The organism is Streptomyces sp. SL06, assembly GCF_058244745.1.
The window spans coordinates 6,218,832-6,233,081 of record NZ_JBSYOT010000002.1 but is presented as its reverse complement, the minus strand read 5'-3'; the positions used below and the strand labels follow the sequence as shown (position 1 = coordinate 6,233,081).

Sequence of the window (14,250 nt, the reverse complement as noted above, 5' to 3'; positions counted from 1 at the left end):
CGGTTCCGGACAGGCCCGGCCCGCACCTACACTGGCACACCGGCGCAAGCCGGTTGACCAGTGAGAACAGCGGCGAACGAGCCGTCCCGCCGGGGTGAGGAGCGACGCCTTGTTCTACTACGTCCTCAAGTACGTGCTCTTGGGCCCGCTGCTGCGGCTCGTCTTCCGCCCCCGGATCGAGGGGCTGGACCATGTGCCGGCGTCCGGGGCCGCCATCGTCGCGGGCAACCACCTATCCTTCGCGGACCACTTCCTGATGCCCACGGTGCTCCGGCGCCGCATCACCTTCCTCGCCAAGGCCGAGTACTTCACCGGACCCGGTCTCAAGGGCCGGCTGACCGCGTTCTTCTTCCGCAGCGCCGGGCAGATCCCCGTCGACCGCTCCGGCAAGGAGGCGGGCCGGGCGGCGATCCGCGAGGGACTCGGCGTGCTGGGCAGGGGCGAGCTGCTCGGCATCTATCCGGAGGGCACCCGCTCGCACGACGGGCGGCTCTACAAGGGCAAGGTCGGCGTCGCGGTGATGGCGCTCGGGGCCGGGGTGCCGGTGGTGCCCTGCGCGATGATCGGCACCTTCGAGGCGCAGCCGCCGGGCCGGAAGATCCCGAAGGTGCACCCCGTGGTGATCCGCTTCGGCGCGCCCCTGGACTTCTCCCGCTACGCCGGGCTGGAGCGCGAGAAGGCCGTGCTGCGCGCCGTCACCGACGAGATCATGTACGCGATCCTCACCCTGTCCGAGCAGGAGTACGTCGACCGGTACGCGGCCGACGTGAAGGCCGAGGAGGCGGCGAGGGCGGCGAAGGGCCGCAGGCTCCCCCGGCTGCCGCACCGGTAGGGGGGCGTCCTCTGCCGTCGGCAGAAAGGTGTGGCCGGGCGTCCGGGCGCCCGCCTACGGTCGCCGTATGACACGTGCTGTGGTGATCGGAGCGACGGGACAGATCGGGCGGGCGGCCGTGGGGGCGCTGGCCCGGGACGGCTGGGAGGTGACGGCCCTCTCGCGCAACGGCGGCCGGGACGAGACCTGGCCCGGGGACGTGCGGGTGGCGCGGGCCGACCGGGAGGACGACGCGGCGCTGTCGGCGGCGGTCGGCGAGGGCTGTGACCTCGTGGTGGACATGGTGGCCTACGGGGAGGGCCACGCACGGCAGTTGGTCTCGCTCGCCGGGCGGGTGGGCGCGGCGGTGGTGATCTCCAGCGTGTCGGTCTACGAGGACGACCGGGGCCGCAACTTCGACACGCAGACCGAGCCCGACGGCTTCCCCCGGTACCCGGTGCCGGTCACCGAGTCGCAGCGCACCGTCCGGCCCGGCGACACCTCGTACAGCACCCGCAAGGCGGCACTGGAGCGCGAACTGCTCGCCGCGGGCGACCGGTTGCCCGTCACCCTGCTGCGCGCGGGCGCCATCCACGGTCCGTACTGCCGAACCCCGCGGGAGCTGTACATCGTCAAGCGCAACCTCGACGGCAGACGGCGGCGGGTGCTCGCGTACGGCGGTGCGAGCCGCTTCCACCCGGCGAGCGTGCGCAACATCGCCGAGCTGGTCCGGCTGGCCGCCCGGCGGCCGGGCACGCGTGTTCTGAACGCCGTGGATCCGCAGGCCCCGACGGTCGCGGAGATCGCGGCGGCGATCGACGCGGTGATGGGCGTGACGGTCCGGGACGTGCTGGTGGACGGTCCCTCGCCGGGGGACGGCGTGGGTGACACCCCGTGGTCGGTGCCCGCGCCGGTGGTGTGCGACATGAGCGCGGCGCAGGGGCAGTTGGGCTATCGCCCGGTGGCCGGATACGCCGAGACCCTGCCGGACACGGTCGCCTTCATCGAGGAGCGGCTGGCCGGCCGGGACTGGCGGGAGGCCTACCCGAAGATGTTCCAGGCGTACGGCGACCTCTTCGACTACGCGGCGGAGGACGCCTGGGCGGCGGAGAGATGACGGGGGCGGCGCCCGGTTCACCTCTCCGCCGTGCGCCTTACGGCGTGGGCGTGGCGTGCGGGGCGCAGGTCACGTCCCGGGCGTCCACCCGGCCGGTCAGCAGGTAGGTGTCCACCCGGTCGTTGACGCACGGGTTGACCAGCCCGGTGACGCCGTGCGAACCGGCGTCCCGCTCGGTGATCAGGCGCGATCCCCTGAGCCGCTGGTGCAGTTCGACGGCGCCGGCGTACGGGGTGGCCGCGTCCCGTTCGGACTGGACGATCAGCACCGGCGGAAGTCCCCTGCCGGTCTTCACGTCCACCGGGGTGCGCTGCTTGGCAGGCCAGGTGGCGCACGGCAGGTTCATCCAGGTGTTGGCCCAGGTCATGAACGGGTGGTCGCGGTGCAGCCGGATGCTGTCGCGGTCCCAGGTGCGCCAGTCGGTGGGCCACTTGGCGTCGGTGCACTCGACGGCCGTGTAGACGGCGTTGCCGTTCTCCTCGGCGGCGTTGCCCGCGGTGTCGGACAGGTCCGGGGAGGCCGCTTCGACGAGCGCCCGGGTGTCACCGGCGACGTACTCGCTGAAGATGGTCGCGGTCGGCACCCACGCGGAGTCGTAGTACGGGGCGCTCTGGAAGAAGGAGATCAGCTCGGCCGGGCCGACGACCCCGCCGAGCGGTGCCTTCTTCGCGGTGGCGCGCAGCTTGAGCCACTGCTCCTGGACCTTGGCGCGGGTGTCGCCGAGGTGGAAGGTCGCGTCGTTCTTCGCGACCCAGTCCTGCCAGTCCCGCCAGCGCTGCTCGAAGGCGATGTCCTGGCCCAGGTTGGCCTGGTACCAGATCTTGTCGCGGGAGGGGTTGACGACGCTGTCGACGACCATGCGGCGCACGTGGTCGGGGAAGAGGGTGCCGTAGACCGCGCCGAGGTAGGTGCCGTAGGAGACGCCGAGGTAGTTGAGCTTCTGCTCGCCGAGTGCGGCGCGGATGACGTTGAGGTCGCGCGCGGTGTTCGGCGTGGTCATGTGCGGGAGCATCTCGCCGCTGCGCTCCCGGCAGCCCTCGGCGTACTCGCGGGCGAGCTTGCGCTGGGCGCGCTTGTCGGCCTCGGAGTCGGGCACGGGGTCGGCCTTGGGCGCCTTGACGAACTCCTGGGGGTCGGCGCAGGAGATCGGGGCGGAGTTGCCGACGCCGCGCGGGTCGAAGCCGACGAAGTCGTACGCCTTGGCGGTGTTGGCCCACAGGGCGTTGTTTCCGGTCACGCGGGTGGGGAAGCGCAGGCCGGAGCCGCCCGGTCCGCCGGGGTTGTAGACGAGGGCGCCCTGGCGCTCGGACTTGGTGCCGGTGGCGGCGACGCGGTCGACGGCGAGCCTGATCTGCTTGCCGTACGGCTTGGCGTAGTCGAGCGGCACCGTGACGTAGCCGCACTGGATCGGCTTCGGCAGGTTCCAGTCGGCGGGGCAGTCCTGCCAGTCGACGCCGGCCCTCGCGGCGCGGGCGGCGGCGACGGCGGCGCCGTGGGCCTCGCGGTCGTGGCCGTACGCGTGAGCGGTGGCCGGTGCGGCGCCGGCGGCGGGCGCCGAGACGGTGCCGGCCACCAGCATGGCGGTGACCAGCGCCCCGGCCGAGCCGAACACCGTCGTCCTGCGCCGCAGTCTGCTCTTCCTCAAGGGGCCTCCCCCGTACGTGTTCGCGACAAGTACGGGGATCCTCTCGGCTGTGGGTTTCCTGAGAACAGGGCCAGTACTACTTCTTTGCCAACCCGATAAACGGAGAGGGGCGTTCGATCGGCGGGAACCCGGCCCCGGGGGACGGCCGTTGCCCGGATGCCGAAACGGACCAAAAGGCGTACCCCCTTTCGGTGTAGGAACACCTCCGATTCACGACCCGTCGAGGTTGCGCGATCCGCGCACCCCAGGAGCCGAACGAACCGCTTAACCGCTGGTCCGGGGGTCGCCGGCGTCCTCGACGGCGGTTCGAACGCGGGGGCGTCCACCCGAACGGCTGAGTGGTGAGTAACAACACAAAGGCCACGTTCCGTTGGGAATTTCCCATTCGGCGAGACAAGATCCGTGACTGACGACAAGCCCCCGCCACAGCGGCGGGGCGGTCCGGGCGGACGCCGAGTCCTGCCGCCGTCCGGACGCCGGGTCGACAGGAAGTGGATCGGCAGGAGTGGAGGACCCGAGCACGACGGGTCGCCGGAACGGTCATCTCCGCGAGAGAGGCACCGGGCCGCGCAGCCCTTGGGGTGAAGCCGCACTCGTGCGGCCGGGCAACTTCGCCAGCCCGAATCCGACAGGTCATCCTTCACAGGCGGCTGACGAAGGGTTGCGCATGTCCGCGCTCAATCGTGTCCCGTCCCTGATGGCTCGTGCCGGTACGGCCTCGGCCCTCACCCTCGCCGCGGTGGGCGGCTCCGTCGTGGTTCCCGGTCTCGCCTCCGAGGCGACCGCGGCGACCCATGCGACGAAGGCCCTCAAGATCGCGGCCTCCAAGAAGGGCGCCCCGTACGCGTGGGGCGCCACCGGACCGGGCAGGTTCGACTGCTCCGGGTTGACGCTCTACTCGTTCAAGAAGGCCGGCAAGCAACTGCCGCGCACCGCGGCCCAGCAGTACAACAAGACCCGCCACATCTCCGCCGGCAGCCGCAAGGCCGGGGACCTGGTGTTCTTCCACTCGGGCAGGAGTGTCTACCACGTCGGCATCTACGCCGGTCAGGGCAAGATCTGGCACGCCCCGAAGACCGGGGACGTGGTCCGGCTGCAGAAGATCTGGACGAGGAGCGTCTTGTACGGCCGGGTCAAGTAGCCCGCCCGCGGGGGTGAGGGCGTCCCGACGCGCCGTCACCCCTCGGTGCGGCACGCACGAAGGGTGCGGCCGGTGGCTCACCGGCCGGGCTCCTGACCCCCTTGCCCCACCGCCTGCCCCGCTCCCCGGCCCACGGCGGTGGCCGGCTCGGGGGGTGCCGGCCGGCCCGGCGGCGTCCAGGGCAGCTCGACGGAGATGGTCTTGCCGCCCTCGCGGGTGGGCCGGACTCGCAGCCTGCCGCCGCACTCCGCCGTCAGCCAGCGGATGATCACCATGCCCCGGCCGTTGTCCTGCTGGACGGCGGCCGGCAGGCGTTTGGGGAAGCGCGGATGGCTGTCGGTGACGCCGATGCGCAGTCGTTCGTCACGTTCGAGGACGAGGTCCACCGTGAAGGTGGGTGACTGTCCGAACGTGTGTTGGACGGCGTTGGTCGTCAGCTCGGAGACGATGAGCCGCACGGTTTCGGACACGTCGGTGTCCGCCGGCAGGCCCCACTCCACCAGTGTGCCGACCACGTAGGTACGCGCGGCGGCCACCGAAGCGGGATCGCTCGGCAGAGTGACGGATGCTTCCAGATGGTCTGCCATGGCGAGGTCGTCCCTTTCTCACGGGACCGCAGTCCGACACGGAGCGGATGGTTCGAGTACGGTCCCGGACTGGTGCTTCGCCGCCAGAGTGCCATCACCGGACCGTGAAGGGCGGCGATCCACCAAGATATGCATATATCTGTCGCTCGAAGCGGTGAACTCTGCGACGGCAGAGCGTATTTGGGCGGCTCATAAGGAGTAAGGGAGTGGCCCATGCAGCACGGCCCCGTGGTGCGCCGTCGGAAGCTGGGTGCGGAACTGCGCGCCCTGCGCACGTCCGCGGGCATCACCAGCGGTGAGGCGGCGCGGCTGGTGGGCTGGCACCAGTCGAAGGTCAGCCGGATCGAGACCGGGACGAGCGGCGCGAAACCGGACGACGTGCGGTCACTGCTCGACGCCTACGGCGTGGCCGACGAGCAGTTGCGGGAACTGCTGGTGATGCTGGCGGGCTCCGACGACCCGGGGGGCCGCAACCACTGGTGGCACGCCTATCGCGGGGTGCTGCCGCCGACGTACCGCGACTTCATCAGCCTGGAGTCCCAGGCGAGCGCGATGCGCACCCTCGAGACGACGGTCGTCCCCGGCCTTCTCCAGACACCGGAGTACGCCCGCGCGGTGACGCGGGCCGCGGTGGACGGGCTGCCGGAGGAACGGCTGGACACGCTGGTGGAGGTCCGGCTGGCCCGGCAGGACGTGCTGCGGGCAGACTCGCCGCTGAAGCTGAGCGCGGTCCTGGACGAGTCGGTGCTGCGCCGGGAGGTGGGCGGGCCCGGGGTCATGGCCCGTCAGCTGGGACGACTGGCCGAGGCCGCGCGGCTGCCCCACGTCCGGCTGCAGATCCTGCCGTTTGCCGCCGGGGCGCACATCGGTGTCACCGGCCCTTTCGTAATCTTCTCCTTCTTGAGCACTTCTGACTTGGACGTGGTGGTTCTCGACCACCTGACGAGTAGCTTGCACCTCGAACGGAAAGAAGACCTAGAGGCCTATACCGAGGCCTTCAACACCCTTCTGATCCATGCCCTTTCGCCCGAGGACTCGTTGGACTTCATTGCCGCGACCGCGGCAGGCGCGTAAGGAGGCACCATGTCAGGCACCGTGTCCACACGTCCCCCGAACATCCGGTCCGGCACCGATCTGCCCGGTGTGCGATGGCGGCGCAGCAGCTACAGCACCGGGGCGAACAACTGCGTGGAGACGGCGCGGCCGGCGGCCGGCCCCTGGGCCGGACTGCTCGCCGTGCGCGACTCCAAGGACCCGGCCGGACCCGCCCTGCTCTTCTCCCCCGGGAGTTGGGCGTCGTTCACCGCCACGATCCACCGGGACTGACCCCGGCGGGTCGCCGGGCGACGCACGACCGTGTCCCGCCGACTCATGGTCGCGTTTCGCCGATCACCCGCACAGCACGTTCGATCTGTTCCCCGGAGAGGTCCGCGCGAGCGGTCAGCCTGAGCCGTGAGATGCCGTCGGGCACGGAGGGAGGGCGGAAGCAGCCCACGGACAGGCCGGCCGCACTGCAGTCGGCCGCCCACCGTACGGCCCCCTCCGGGGAGGGGGCGCGCACCGAGACGACGGCGGCGTCCGGAGATACCGCCTCCAGGCCCGCAGCGGTCAGGCGCGCGTGCAGTTCGGCGGCGACGGCACGGGCCCGCGCCGCACGCTCCGGCTCACGGCGCAGCAGGGTGAGCGCCGCCAGGGCCGCGCCCGCCGCCGAGGGGGCGAGCCCGGTGTCGAAGATGAACGTCCGGGCCGCGTTGACCAGGTGGTCGATCACCCGGGCGGGGCCGAGCACGGCGCCGCCCTGACTGCCGAGCGACTTGGACAGCGTGACCGTCGCGACGACCTCCTCGCGGCCCGCCAGTCCCGCCGCGTGCGGGGCGCCCCGGCCGCCGTCGCCGAGGACACCGAGGCCGTGGGCGTCGTCGACGACCAGTCCCGCGCCGTGCTCCCGGCACACCTCGGCGAGTGCGGCCAGCGGCGCGGCGTCGCCGTCGACCGAGAAGACCGTGTCGGACACGGCGAGCGCGGGGCCCTCGTGCGTCGCCAGGGCCTTGCGCACGGCCTGCGGATCGGCGTGCGCCGCCACCTGGGTCGTGCCGCGGGCGAGCCGGCAGCCGTCGATCAGCGAGGCGTGGTTGCCCGCGTCCGAGACGACGAGGCAGCCGTGCGGCGCCAGCGTGGCGACCGCGGCGAGGTTGGCGGCGTAGCCGGAGGAGAGGACGAGCGCGGCCTCGAAACCGCAGAAGTCGGCCAGTTCGCCTTCCAGTTCGGTGTGCAGTTCGGTCGTGCCGGTCACGAGCCGGGAGCCGGTCGCGCCGCCGCCCCAGGTCCGGGCGGCCCGCACCGCGCCCTCGGTGACCTCCGGATGCCGGGCCAGACCGAGATAGTCGTTGCTCGCAAGGTCAAGCAGTGGCGAATCGGCCGGACGGGGCGTCAGCGTCCGGACGAGTCCGGCCCGGCGGCGCGCTCGCGCCCGCTCGTCGATCCAGCCGAACGCCATGGGCCACTCCTCGGGAGCTTTGTAGGCAGTGAACAGACATTAGCGGCCCGGCGCCCCCCGCGAGGTGTGGCGATACCCACACGGCGATCTGTCAGTGTTGTGCGAAGTCTCCTTGGCCCCGCGCGGGCCCGTAGGACAGGATCGGCTCCCATGGACCTGCTGAACACGCTGGTGGACAAAGGGCTTCGGCGCGAGGTGCCGACCCGCGAGGAGGCCCTTGCCGTCCTCGCCACTTCCGACGACGACCTGCTCGATGTGGTGGCCGCGGCCGGCAAGGTGCGCCGTCACTGGTTCGGCCGGCGGGTGAAACTCAACTACCTCGTCAACCTGAAGTCGGGCCTGTGCCCCGAGGACTGCTCCTACTGCTCGCAGCGGCTCGGCTCCAGGGCCGAGATCCTCAAGTACACCTGGCTGAAGCCCGACCAGGCCGCCGAGGCCGCCGCCGCGGGGGTGTCCGGGGGCGCCAAGCGGGTCTGCCTGGTGGCCAGCGGGCGCGGTCCGACCGACCGGGACGTGGACCGGGTCTCGGACACCATCAGGGCCATCAAGGAGCAGGACGGGTCCGTCGAGGTGTGCGCCTGCCTGGGCCTGCTCTCCGACGGCCAGGCGGAGCGGCTGCGCGAGGCGGGCGCCGACGCCTACAACCACAACCTCAACACGTCCGAGGCGACGTACGCGGACATCACGACCACGCACACGTACGCCGACCGGGTGGACACGGTGCGCAAGGCGCACGCGGCCGGTCTGTCCGCCTGCTCGGGTCTCATCGCGGGCATGGGCGAGAGCGACGAGGACCTGGTCAACGTCGTCCTCGCGCTGCGCGCGCTGGACCCGGACTCGGTGCCCGTCAACTTCCTGATCCCGATGGAGGGCACGCCGCTGGCCGGGGAGTGGCACCTCACCCCGCAGCGGTGCCTGCGCATCCTGGCGATGACGCGGTTCGTCTGCCCGGACGTGGAGGTGCGCATCGCCGGCGGGCGCGAGGTCCATCTGCGCACGATGCAGCCGCTCGCCCTGCACCTGGCCAACTCCGTCTTCCTCGGCGACTACCTCACGAGCGAGGGCCAGGCGGGCCGGGCCGACCTGGAGATGATCGCGGACGCCGGGTTCGAGGTGGAGGGCGCCGACCGGGTCACCCTGCCGGAGCACCGGGCCGCGGCAGGCGGCTGCGGTTCGCACGAGGGCGGCGGGGTGTGCGGCTCGGGCCCGGCCGAACCGGGCCACGGGTGCGCGTCGGAGGCGGCGGGCCACGGCGCCGCCGCGGCCCCGGGGCCGGTGACGGCCGCCGGTGAGCCCCGTACCGACCTGGTGGCCGTACGCCGCCGCGGTGCCGGCACGGACCTCGCGCCCAATGCCTGAGCCCGCGCCTGCCGTGGCCGAGCTGCTGGAGCTGGACCGGCGGCACGTCTGGCATCCCTACGGCCCGATGCCCGGCCGGCAGGACCCGCTCGTCGTGGAGTCGGCGAGCGGGGTGCGGCTGCGCCCGGCAGACGGCTCGGGGGAACTGGTCGACGGGATGTCGTCCTGGTGGTCGGCGATCCACGGCTACAACCACCCGGTGCTCAACGAGGCCGCGCGGGAGCAGTTGGGCCGGATGAGCCATGTGATGTTCGGCGGGCTCACCCACGAGCCCGCCGTGCGACTGGCGAAGCTCCTTGTCGACATGTCACCCGAGGGCCTGGAGCACGTGTTCCTCGCCGACTCCGGTTCGGTGTCGGTCGAGGTCGCCGTCAAGATGTGCCTGCAGTACTGGCGCTCGCTGGGGCGTCCCGGCAAGCGGCGGCTGCTGACCTGGCGCGGCGGCTACCACGGTGACACCTGGCAGCCCATGTCGGTGTGCGACCCCGAGGGCGGGATGCACGAGCTGTGGACGGGCGTCCTGCCGCGCCAGGTCTTCGCGGACGCGCCGCCTACGGAGTACGAGGAGGCGTACGCGGACCGGCTGCGGTCGCTGATCGAGCGGCACGCCGACGAGCTGGCGGCGGTGATCGTCGAACCGGTGGTGCAGGGCGCGGGCGGGATGCGGTTCCACTCCCCCGGGTATCTGCGGGTGCTGCGCGAGGCGTGCGACGCGCACGACGTGCTGCTGGTGTTCGACGAGATCGCGACCGGGTTCGGGCGCACCGGCGCGCTGTTCGCGGCGGAGCACGCGGCGGTGACGCCTGATGTGATGTGCGTGGGCAAGGCGCTGACCGGCGGCTATCTGACGATGGCGGCCACGCTGTGCACGTCGCGGGTGGCCGAGGGCATCTCGCGCGGAGAGGTGCCGGTGCTCGCGCACGGGCCGACGTTCATGGGCAATCCGCTGGCGGCGGCCGTGGCGTGCGCGTCGATCGGGCTGCTGCTCGGACAGGACTGGCTCGCGGAGGTCAAACGGATCGAGGCGGGTCTGCGCGAGGGGCTCGCGCCCGCCGCCGGGCTGCCGGGTGTGAGCGACGTACGCGTGCTCGGCGCGATCGGGGTGGTGCAGCTCGACCACGCCGTCGACCTGCGGGCGGCGACACGGGCGGCGGTGCGCGAGGGCGTCTGGCTGCGGCCGTTCCGCGACCTGGTCTACACCATGCCGCCGTACGTCACGGGCGACGCGGACGTGGCACGGATCGCCCGCGCGGTGTGCGCGGCGGCGCGGGAGGGGTGACATGCCGGTACTGGTGATCACGGGCACGGGCACGGAGGTCGGCAAGACGGTCGTGACCGCCGCCGTCGCCGCGACGGCGCTGGCGCGCGGGCGGTCGGTGGCCGTGCTGAAGGCCGCGCAGACGGGCGTCGGGCCGGCCGGTGCCGGGGACGCCCGGGAGGTGGCGCGCCTCGCCGGCGCGGTGACGGCGGCCGAGGTCGCCCGCTTCCCCGAGCCGTTGGCACCGGGCACCGCCGCGCGCCGGGCCGGCCGGGCGCCGGTGCGCCCGCGGGAGGTGGCGCAGGCCGCGGAGAAGCTGGCCACCGAGCACGACCTGGTGCTTGTCGAGGGGGCGGGCGGACTGCTCGTACGCTTCGACGCGGCCGGCGGGACACTGGCGGACGTCGCCGGGCTGCTGGGCGCGCCGGTGCTGCTGGTGGCGTCGGCGGGGCTTGGCACACTGAACACCACGGAGCTGACGGCGCGTGAGCTGCGCGCCCGGGGGCTTGAGCTGCCGGGAGTGGTCATCGGCAGTTGGCCAGGCGCCCCCGACCTCGCCGCACGCTGCAACCTCGCGGACCTGCCGGACGTGTCCGGCGCCCCTCTCCTCGGCGCCGTCCCCGCCGGAGCGGCCGCCCTCCCCCCGGCCGCCTTCCGCTCCACGGCACCGCACTGGCTGGCGCCCCGGCTGGAGGGCACGTGGAACGCGGACGCGTTCCGGGCCCGGGAGGCCCTCTGAGCAACCGGCCGGGCCGCCGCCGGGCGGCTCGGCCGGCGGGGACGAGAACCCGTTCGCCGGACGGACCGGCGGTCTGCTTACCTCAGCACATGATCGATCTCCAGATCCGCCGCGCCGCCCACTCGGACATCGACACCGTGCTGGACTTCTGGCGCGAGGCCGCAGAGGGTACGAGTATCAGCGACGACCACGACGGAGTGGCCCGGCTCCTCGCACGAGACCCCGGCGCCCTGCTCCTCGCCGAACGCGACGGCCTCCTGGCCGGAACCGTCATAGCCGGCTTCGACGGATGGCGATGCTCCGCCTACCGGCTGGCCGTCCACCCCGACCACCGCCGGCAGGGCGTCGCCACCGCCCTGCTGGCAGCCGCCGAACGGCGCTTCGCCGCCCTGGGCGGACGACGGGTCGACGCGATGGTGCTGCGGCGCAACGAGCGGGCCCAGCATGCCTGGCGGGCCGCCGGGTACGAGCCGCAGGAGCAGTGGCGACGCTGGGTGAAGCCCCTCACCGACTGAAAGGTTGAGCACCGGCGCATGAGCGAGTCCCCCGGCGCACGACATCGCGCGCACCTCCCCGCCCTGGCTGATCATGGATCCGAGGTGACCCGATGACCGAAGTGCTCCTGCTGCTGGTGGCGATCCTGCTCTCGCTCGCGTGCGGCGCCTTCGTCGCTGCCGAGTTCTCGCTGACCACCGTCGAGCGCGGCGAACTGGAGCGGGCGGCGGCGCGCGGCGAGCGAGGCGCGGCCGGCGCCCTGAAGGGCGTACGGAACCTGACCTTCCAGCTGTCCGGGGCGCAGCTCGGCATCACGGTCACCAATCTGGTGGTCGGCATGCTCGCGGAGCCGTCGGTCGCCGCGCTGATCGGAGGGCCGCTGAGGGCCGTGGGGGTGCCGCGTTCGGCGGCCTCCTCGGTGGCGCTGGTGCTGGGCACGGCCCTGTCGACGGTCTTCCTGATGATCGTCGGCGAGCTGGTGCCGAAGAACTGGGCCATCTCCTCGCCGCTGGCCGTGGCCAAACGGGTGGGCGGTCCGCAGCGCTGGTTCAGCGCGGCCTTCCGGCCCTTCATCGCCCATCTGAACAACACGGCCAACCGGATCGTGCGCCGCTTCGGCGTGGAGCCCGCCGAGGAGCTGGCGTCCGCGCGCGGGCCGCAGGAGCTGGCGGCGCTGGCCCGGCACTCGGCCAAGGAGGGCGCGCTTGAGGCCGACACCGCCGAGTTGTTCGTACGGACCCTGAACCTCGCCGACCTGACGGCCGAGAACGTGATGACCCCGCGCGTCCGGGTCGTCGCCCTGGAGTCCGGGGCGACGTGCGAGGACGTGGCGAACGCGACGCGGGCGACCGGGCTGTCCCGGTTCCCCGTCTACCAGGACACGCTCGACGCCGTGGTGGGCACGGCACATGTCAAGGATGTCCTCGCGGTGCCCGCCGAGCGGCGGTCCGGCATGCCGGTGGCCGAGCTGATGCGCGAGCCGCTGCTCGTCCCGGAGTCACTGACCGTGGACCGCCTCCTCGACCGGCTCTCCGGGCGGCGCACGATGGCCGTCGTCATCGACGAGTACGGCGGGACGGCGGGCGTGGCCACGCTGGAGGACATCGTCGAGGAGGTCGTCGGCGAGGTGCGGGACGAGCACGATCCGCACGAGACCCCCGAGCTGGACCCGGCCGGCACCGACGAACAGGGCCACGCCCTGTACTGGGCCGACGGCTCGGCACGCGTGGCCCGGCTCGCGCGGCTGGGCCTTCGGGTGCCGGAGGGGCCGTACGAGACGGTCGCCGGGCTGGTGGCGGCCGAACTGGGGCGCATCCCCGGCGTCGGCGACAGTCTGGAGGTGGCCGGCTGGCGGCTGGACGTCGTGGACGCCAGGGGGCACAGGGCCGCCCGGGTGCTGCTGCACGCGCCGGCCGACGACGCGCACGCCGCCGACGCCGACGCCGACGAGGACGAGGACGAGGACGAGGACGAGGACGACGAAAGGGACGACGAAGGGGAGGCCGGCCGGTGATCGCCGTACAACTGCTGATCGGTCTGGCGACGCTCGTCGTCAACGCGTTCTTCGTGGGCGCCGAGTTCGCGCTGATCTCGGTGCGCCGCAGCCAGGTGGAGCCGCACGCGGAGGCGGGCGACCGCCGGGCGAAGCGTGTGCTGTGGGGTCTTGAGCACGTGTCGGCGCTGCTGGCCGCGGCGCAGCTCGGCATCACCCTGTGCACGCTGGTCCTCGGCATCGTCGCGGAGCCGGCGATCGCGCACCTGCTGGAGCCGCTGTTCGACGCGGTGGGTGTGCCCTCGGGTGCGGGGCACGCGGTGTCCTTCGTGATCGCGCTGGCGCTGGCGACGTATCTGCACATGCTGCTCGGCGAGATGGTGCCGAAGAACGTCGCGCTGGCCGAGCCGGTGCGCAGCGTGCTGTTGCTCGGGCCACCGCTGGTGACGCTGTCGCGGGCGCTGCGTCCGGTGATCTTCACGGTCAACACCATCGCGAACGCGCTGCTCAAGCTGCTCAGGGTCGAGGCGAAGAACGAGGTCACGGCCACCTTCACGGACGCGGAGCTGGCCGAGATCGTCAAGGACGCGGGCGAGGCCGGACTGATCGACGACCGGGCCCAGGAGCGGCTGCACGACGCCCTGGAGCTGGGCCGGCGGCCGGTGCGGGACGTGGTGCTGCCGCTGGAACGCGTCGTGCAGGCGCACGTGGGCATCACTCCGGAGGAGTTGGAGCGGCTGTCGGCGCAGTCCGGGTACTCCCGCTTCCCCGTGGTGGACGACGGGCGGCGGATCGTCGGCTACCTGCATGTGAAGGACGCCCTGGACGCCTCGCCGCGGAACCAGCCGTTCCTGCCGCGCGACATGCGGCCCATCGCCCGGGTGCGGGAGAGCACCCCGCTGGACGACGTACTCACGGCGATGCGCCGCAGCCGCACCCACCTGGCGGCCGTACTCGGCTCCGACGGGCGGCTGGCGGGTCTGGTGACCATGGAGGACGTCCTGCGGGAACTGTTCGGGCAGCAGGCGTGAGGACGGCACCGGAGGCGTGAGGGCAGCGGGCGAGCCTGGGTGGTAGTGGGGTCGGACGTGCGCCGGTGACGGACGTGG

Annotated in this window: 14 protein-coding genes and 1 riboswitch; of the genes, 11 read left to right on the top strand and 3 right to left on the bottom strand. The window is 72.7% G+C overall.

Features of this window, described 5'->3' with window-relative positions; translation table 11 throughout:
* Window positions 1-109 precede the first annotated feature (109 nt).
* Together AC4IHM_RS28665 and AC4IHM_RS28660 are read left to right on the top strand one after the other, a co-directional pair.
* Window positions 110-832, top strand: coding sequence for a lysophospholipid acyltransferase family protein (locus AC4IHM_RS28665; protein ID WP_490869854.1), 723 nt, complete (start codon window positions 110-112; stop codon window positions 830-832).
* 67 nt (window positions 833-899) lie between these two features.
* Complete coding sequence (locus AC4IHM_RS28660; RefSeq protein WP_490869853.1) at window positions 900-1,928, top strand: NAD-dependent epimerase/dehydratase family protein; 1,029 nt, start codon at window positions 900-902, stop codon at window positions 1,926-1,928.
* A gap of 37 nt (window positions 1,929-1,965) precedes the next feature.
* On the opposite strand, the gene AC4IHM_RS28655 is transcribed toward AC4IHM_RS28660, so the two are convergent.
* Entirely contained in the window at window positions 1,966-3,573 is a 1,608-nt protein-coding gene (locus AC4IHM_RS28655; RefSeq protein ID WP_490869852.1) for an alpha/beta hydrolase, read from the bottom strand.
* A 519-nt stretch (window positions 3,574-4,092) separates the two neighbouring features.
* A riboswitch (cyclic di-AMP (ydaO/yuaA leader) is annotated at window positions 4,093-4,237 on the top strand.
* A 3-nt stretch (window positions 4,238-4,240) separates the two neighbouring features.
* On the opposite strand from AC4IHM_RS28655, the gene AC4IHM_RS28650 reads away from it, so the two are divergent.
* Entirely contained in the window at window positions 4,241-4,714 is a 474-nt protein-coding gene (locus tag AC4IHM_RS28650) for a C40 family peptidase (protein WP_490869851.1), read from the top strand.
* 77 nt (window positions 4,715-4,791) lie between these two features.
* Here AC4IHM_RS28650 and AC4IHM_RS28645 read toward each other — a convergent pair whose 3' ends face one another.
* Window positions 4,792-5,301: an ATP-binding protein gene (locus AC4IHM_RS28645; protein ID WP_490869850.1), complete on the bottom strand. Its 510-nt coding sequence runs from the start codon at window positions 5,299-5,301 to the stop codon at window positions 4,792-4,794.
* Window positions 5,302-5,514: 213 nt separating this feature from the next.
* Here AC4IHM_RS28645 and AC4IHM_RS28640 point away from each other — a divergent pair, with 213 nt between their 5' ends.
* Complete coding sequence (locus AC4IHM_RS28640; protein WP_490869849.1) at window positions 5,515-6,375, top strand: helix-turn-helix domain-containing protein; 861 nt, start codon at window positions 5,515-5,517, stop codon at window positions 6,373-6,375.
* A gap of 9 nt (window positions 6,376-6,384) precedes the next feature.
* Window positions 6,385-6,627: a DUF397 domain-containing protein gene (locus AC4IHM_RS28635; protein WP_490869848.1), complete on the top strand. Its 243-nt coding sequence runs from the start codon at window positions 6,385-6,387 to the stop codon at window positions 6,625-6,627.
* 43 nt (window positions 6,628-6,670) lie between these two features.
* Here AC4IHM_RS28635 and AC4IHM_RS28630 read toward each other — a convergent pair whose 3' ends face one another.
* A complete protein-coding gene (locus AC4IHM_RS28630; protein ID WP_490869847.1) occupies window positions 6,671-7,798 on the bottom strand; it encodes an 8-amino-7-oxononanoate synthase in 1,128 nt (375 codons plus the stop codon).
* A gap of 150 nt (window positions 7,799-7,948) precedes the next feature.
* On the opposite strand from AC4IHM_RS28630, the gene bioB reads away from it, so the two are divergent.
* The 6 genes from bioB (at window position 7,949) to AC4IHM_RS28600 (ending at window position 14,172) form a co-directional block, all read left to right on the top strand.
* A complete protein-coding gene (bioB, locus tag AC4IHM_RS28625) occupies window positions 7,949-9,157 on the top strand; it encodes a biotin synthase BioB (protein ID WP_490869846.1) in 1,209 nt (402 codons plus the stop codon).
* Complete coding sequence (locus tag AC4IHM_RS28620; protein WP_490869845.1) at window positions 9,150-10,436, top strand: adenosylmethionine--8-amino-7-oxononanoate transaminase; 1,287 nt, start codon at window positions 9,150-9,152, stop codon at window positions 10,434-10,436. Before bioB ends, AC4IHM_RS28620 begins: the two co-directional genes overlap by 8 nt.
* A gap of 1 nt (window position 10,437) precedes the next feature.
* A complete protein-coding gene (gene bioD, locus AC4IHM_RS28615; protein WP_490869844.1) occupies window positions 10,438-11,154 on the top strand; it encodes a dethiobiotin synthase in 717 nt (238 codons plus the stop codon).
* 89 nt (window positions 11,155-11,243) lie between these two features.
* Window positions 11,244-11,669, top strand: a complete 426-nt coding sequence (locus tag AC4IHM_RS28610; RefSeq protein ID WP_490869843.1) for a GNAT family N-acetyltransferase — start codon at window positions 11,244-11,246, stop codon at window positions 11,667-11,669.
* 92 nt (window positions 11,670-11,761) lie between these two features.
* Window positions 11,762-13,162 (top strand): hemolysin family protein, encoded by a 1,401-nt coding sequence (locus tag AC4IHM_RS28605; protein WP_490869842.1) that lies wholly within the window; start codon window positions 11,762-11,764, stop codon window positions 13,160-13,162.
* On the top strand, window positions 13,159-14,172 hold the full coding sequence (locus AC4IHM_RS28600; protein ID WP_490869841.1) for a hemolysin family protein: 1,014 nt from the start codon (window positions 13,159-13,161) through the stop codon (window positions 14,170-14,172). Before AC4IHM_RS28605 ends, AC4IHM_RS28600 begins: the two co-directional genes overlap by 4 nt.
* Window positions 14,173-14,250: the final 78 nt, after the last annotated feature.

Bases quoted from the DNA above. Each gene is read 5' to 3' on its own strand.
- AC4IHM_RS28605 (WP_490869842.1), top strand. From the start codon at position 11,762: ATGACCGAAGTGCTCCTGCTGCTGGTGGCGATCCTGCTCTCGCTCGCG.
- AC4IHM_RS28660 (WP_490869853.1), top strand. From the start codon at position 900: ATGACACGTGCTGTGGTGATCGGAGCGACGGGACAGATCGGGCGGGCG.
- AC4IHM_RS28630 (WP_490869847.1), bottom strand. From the start codon at position 7,798: ATGGCGTTCGGCTGGATCGACGAGCGGGCGCGAGCGCGCCGCCGGGCC.
- AC4IHM_RS28640 (WP_490869849.1), top strand. From the start codon at position 5,515: ATGCAGCACGGCCCCGTGGTGCGCCGTCGGAAGCTGGGTGCGGAACTG.
- AC4IHM_RS28650 (WP_490869851.1), top strand. From the start codon at position 4,241: ATGTCCGCGCTCAATCGTGTCCCGTCCCTGATGGCTCGTGCCGGTACG.
- AC4IHM_RS28610 (WP_490869843.1), top strand. From the start codon at position 11,244: ATGATCGATCTCCAGATCCGCCGCGCCGCCCACTCGGACATCGACACC.
- bioD (WP_490869844.1), top strand. From the start codon at position 10,438: ATGCCGGTACTGGTGATCACGGGCACGGGCACGGAGGTCGGCAAGACG.
- AC4IHM_RS28635 (WP_490869848.1), top strand. From the start codon at position 6,385: ATGTCAGGCACCGTGTCCACACGTCCCCCGAACATCCGGTCCGGCACC.
- AC4IHM_RS28645 (WP_490869850.1), bottom strand. From the start codon at position 5,301: ATGGCAGACCATCTGGAAGCATCCGTCACTCTGCCGAGCGATCCCGCT.
- bioB (WP_490869846.1), top strand. From the start codon at position 7,949: ATGGACCTGCTGAACACGCTGGTGGACAAAGGGCTTCGGCGCGAGGTG.
- AC4IHM_RS28620 (WP_490869845.1), top strand. From the start codon at position 9,150: ATGCCTGAGCCCGCGCCTGCCGTGGCCGAGCTGCTGGAGCTGGACCGG.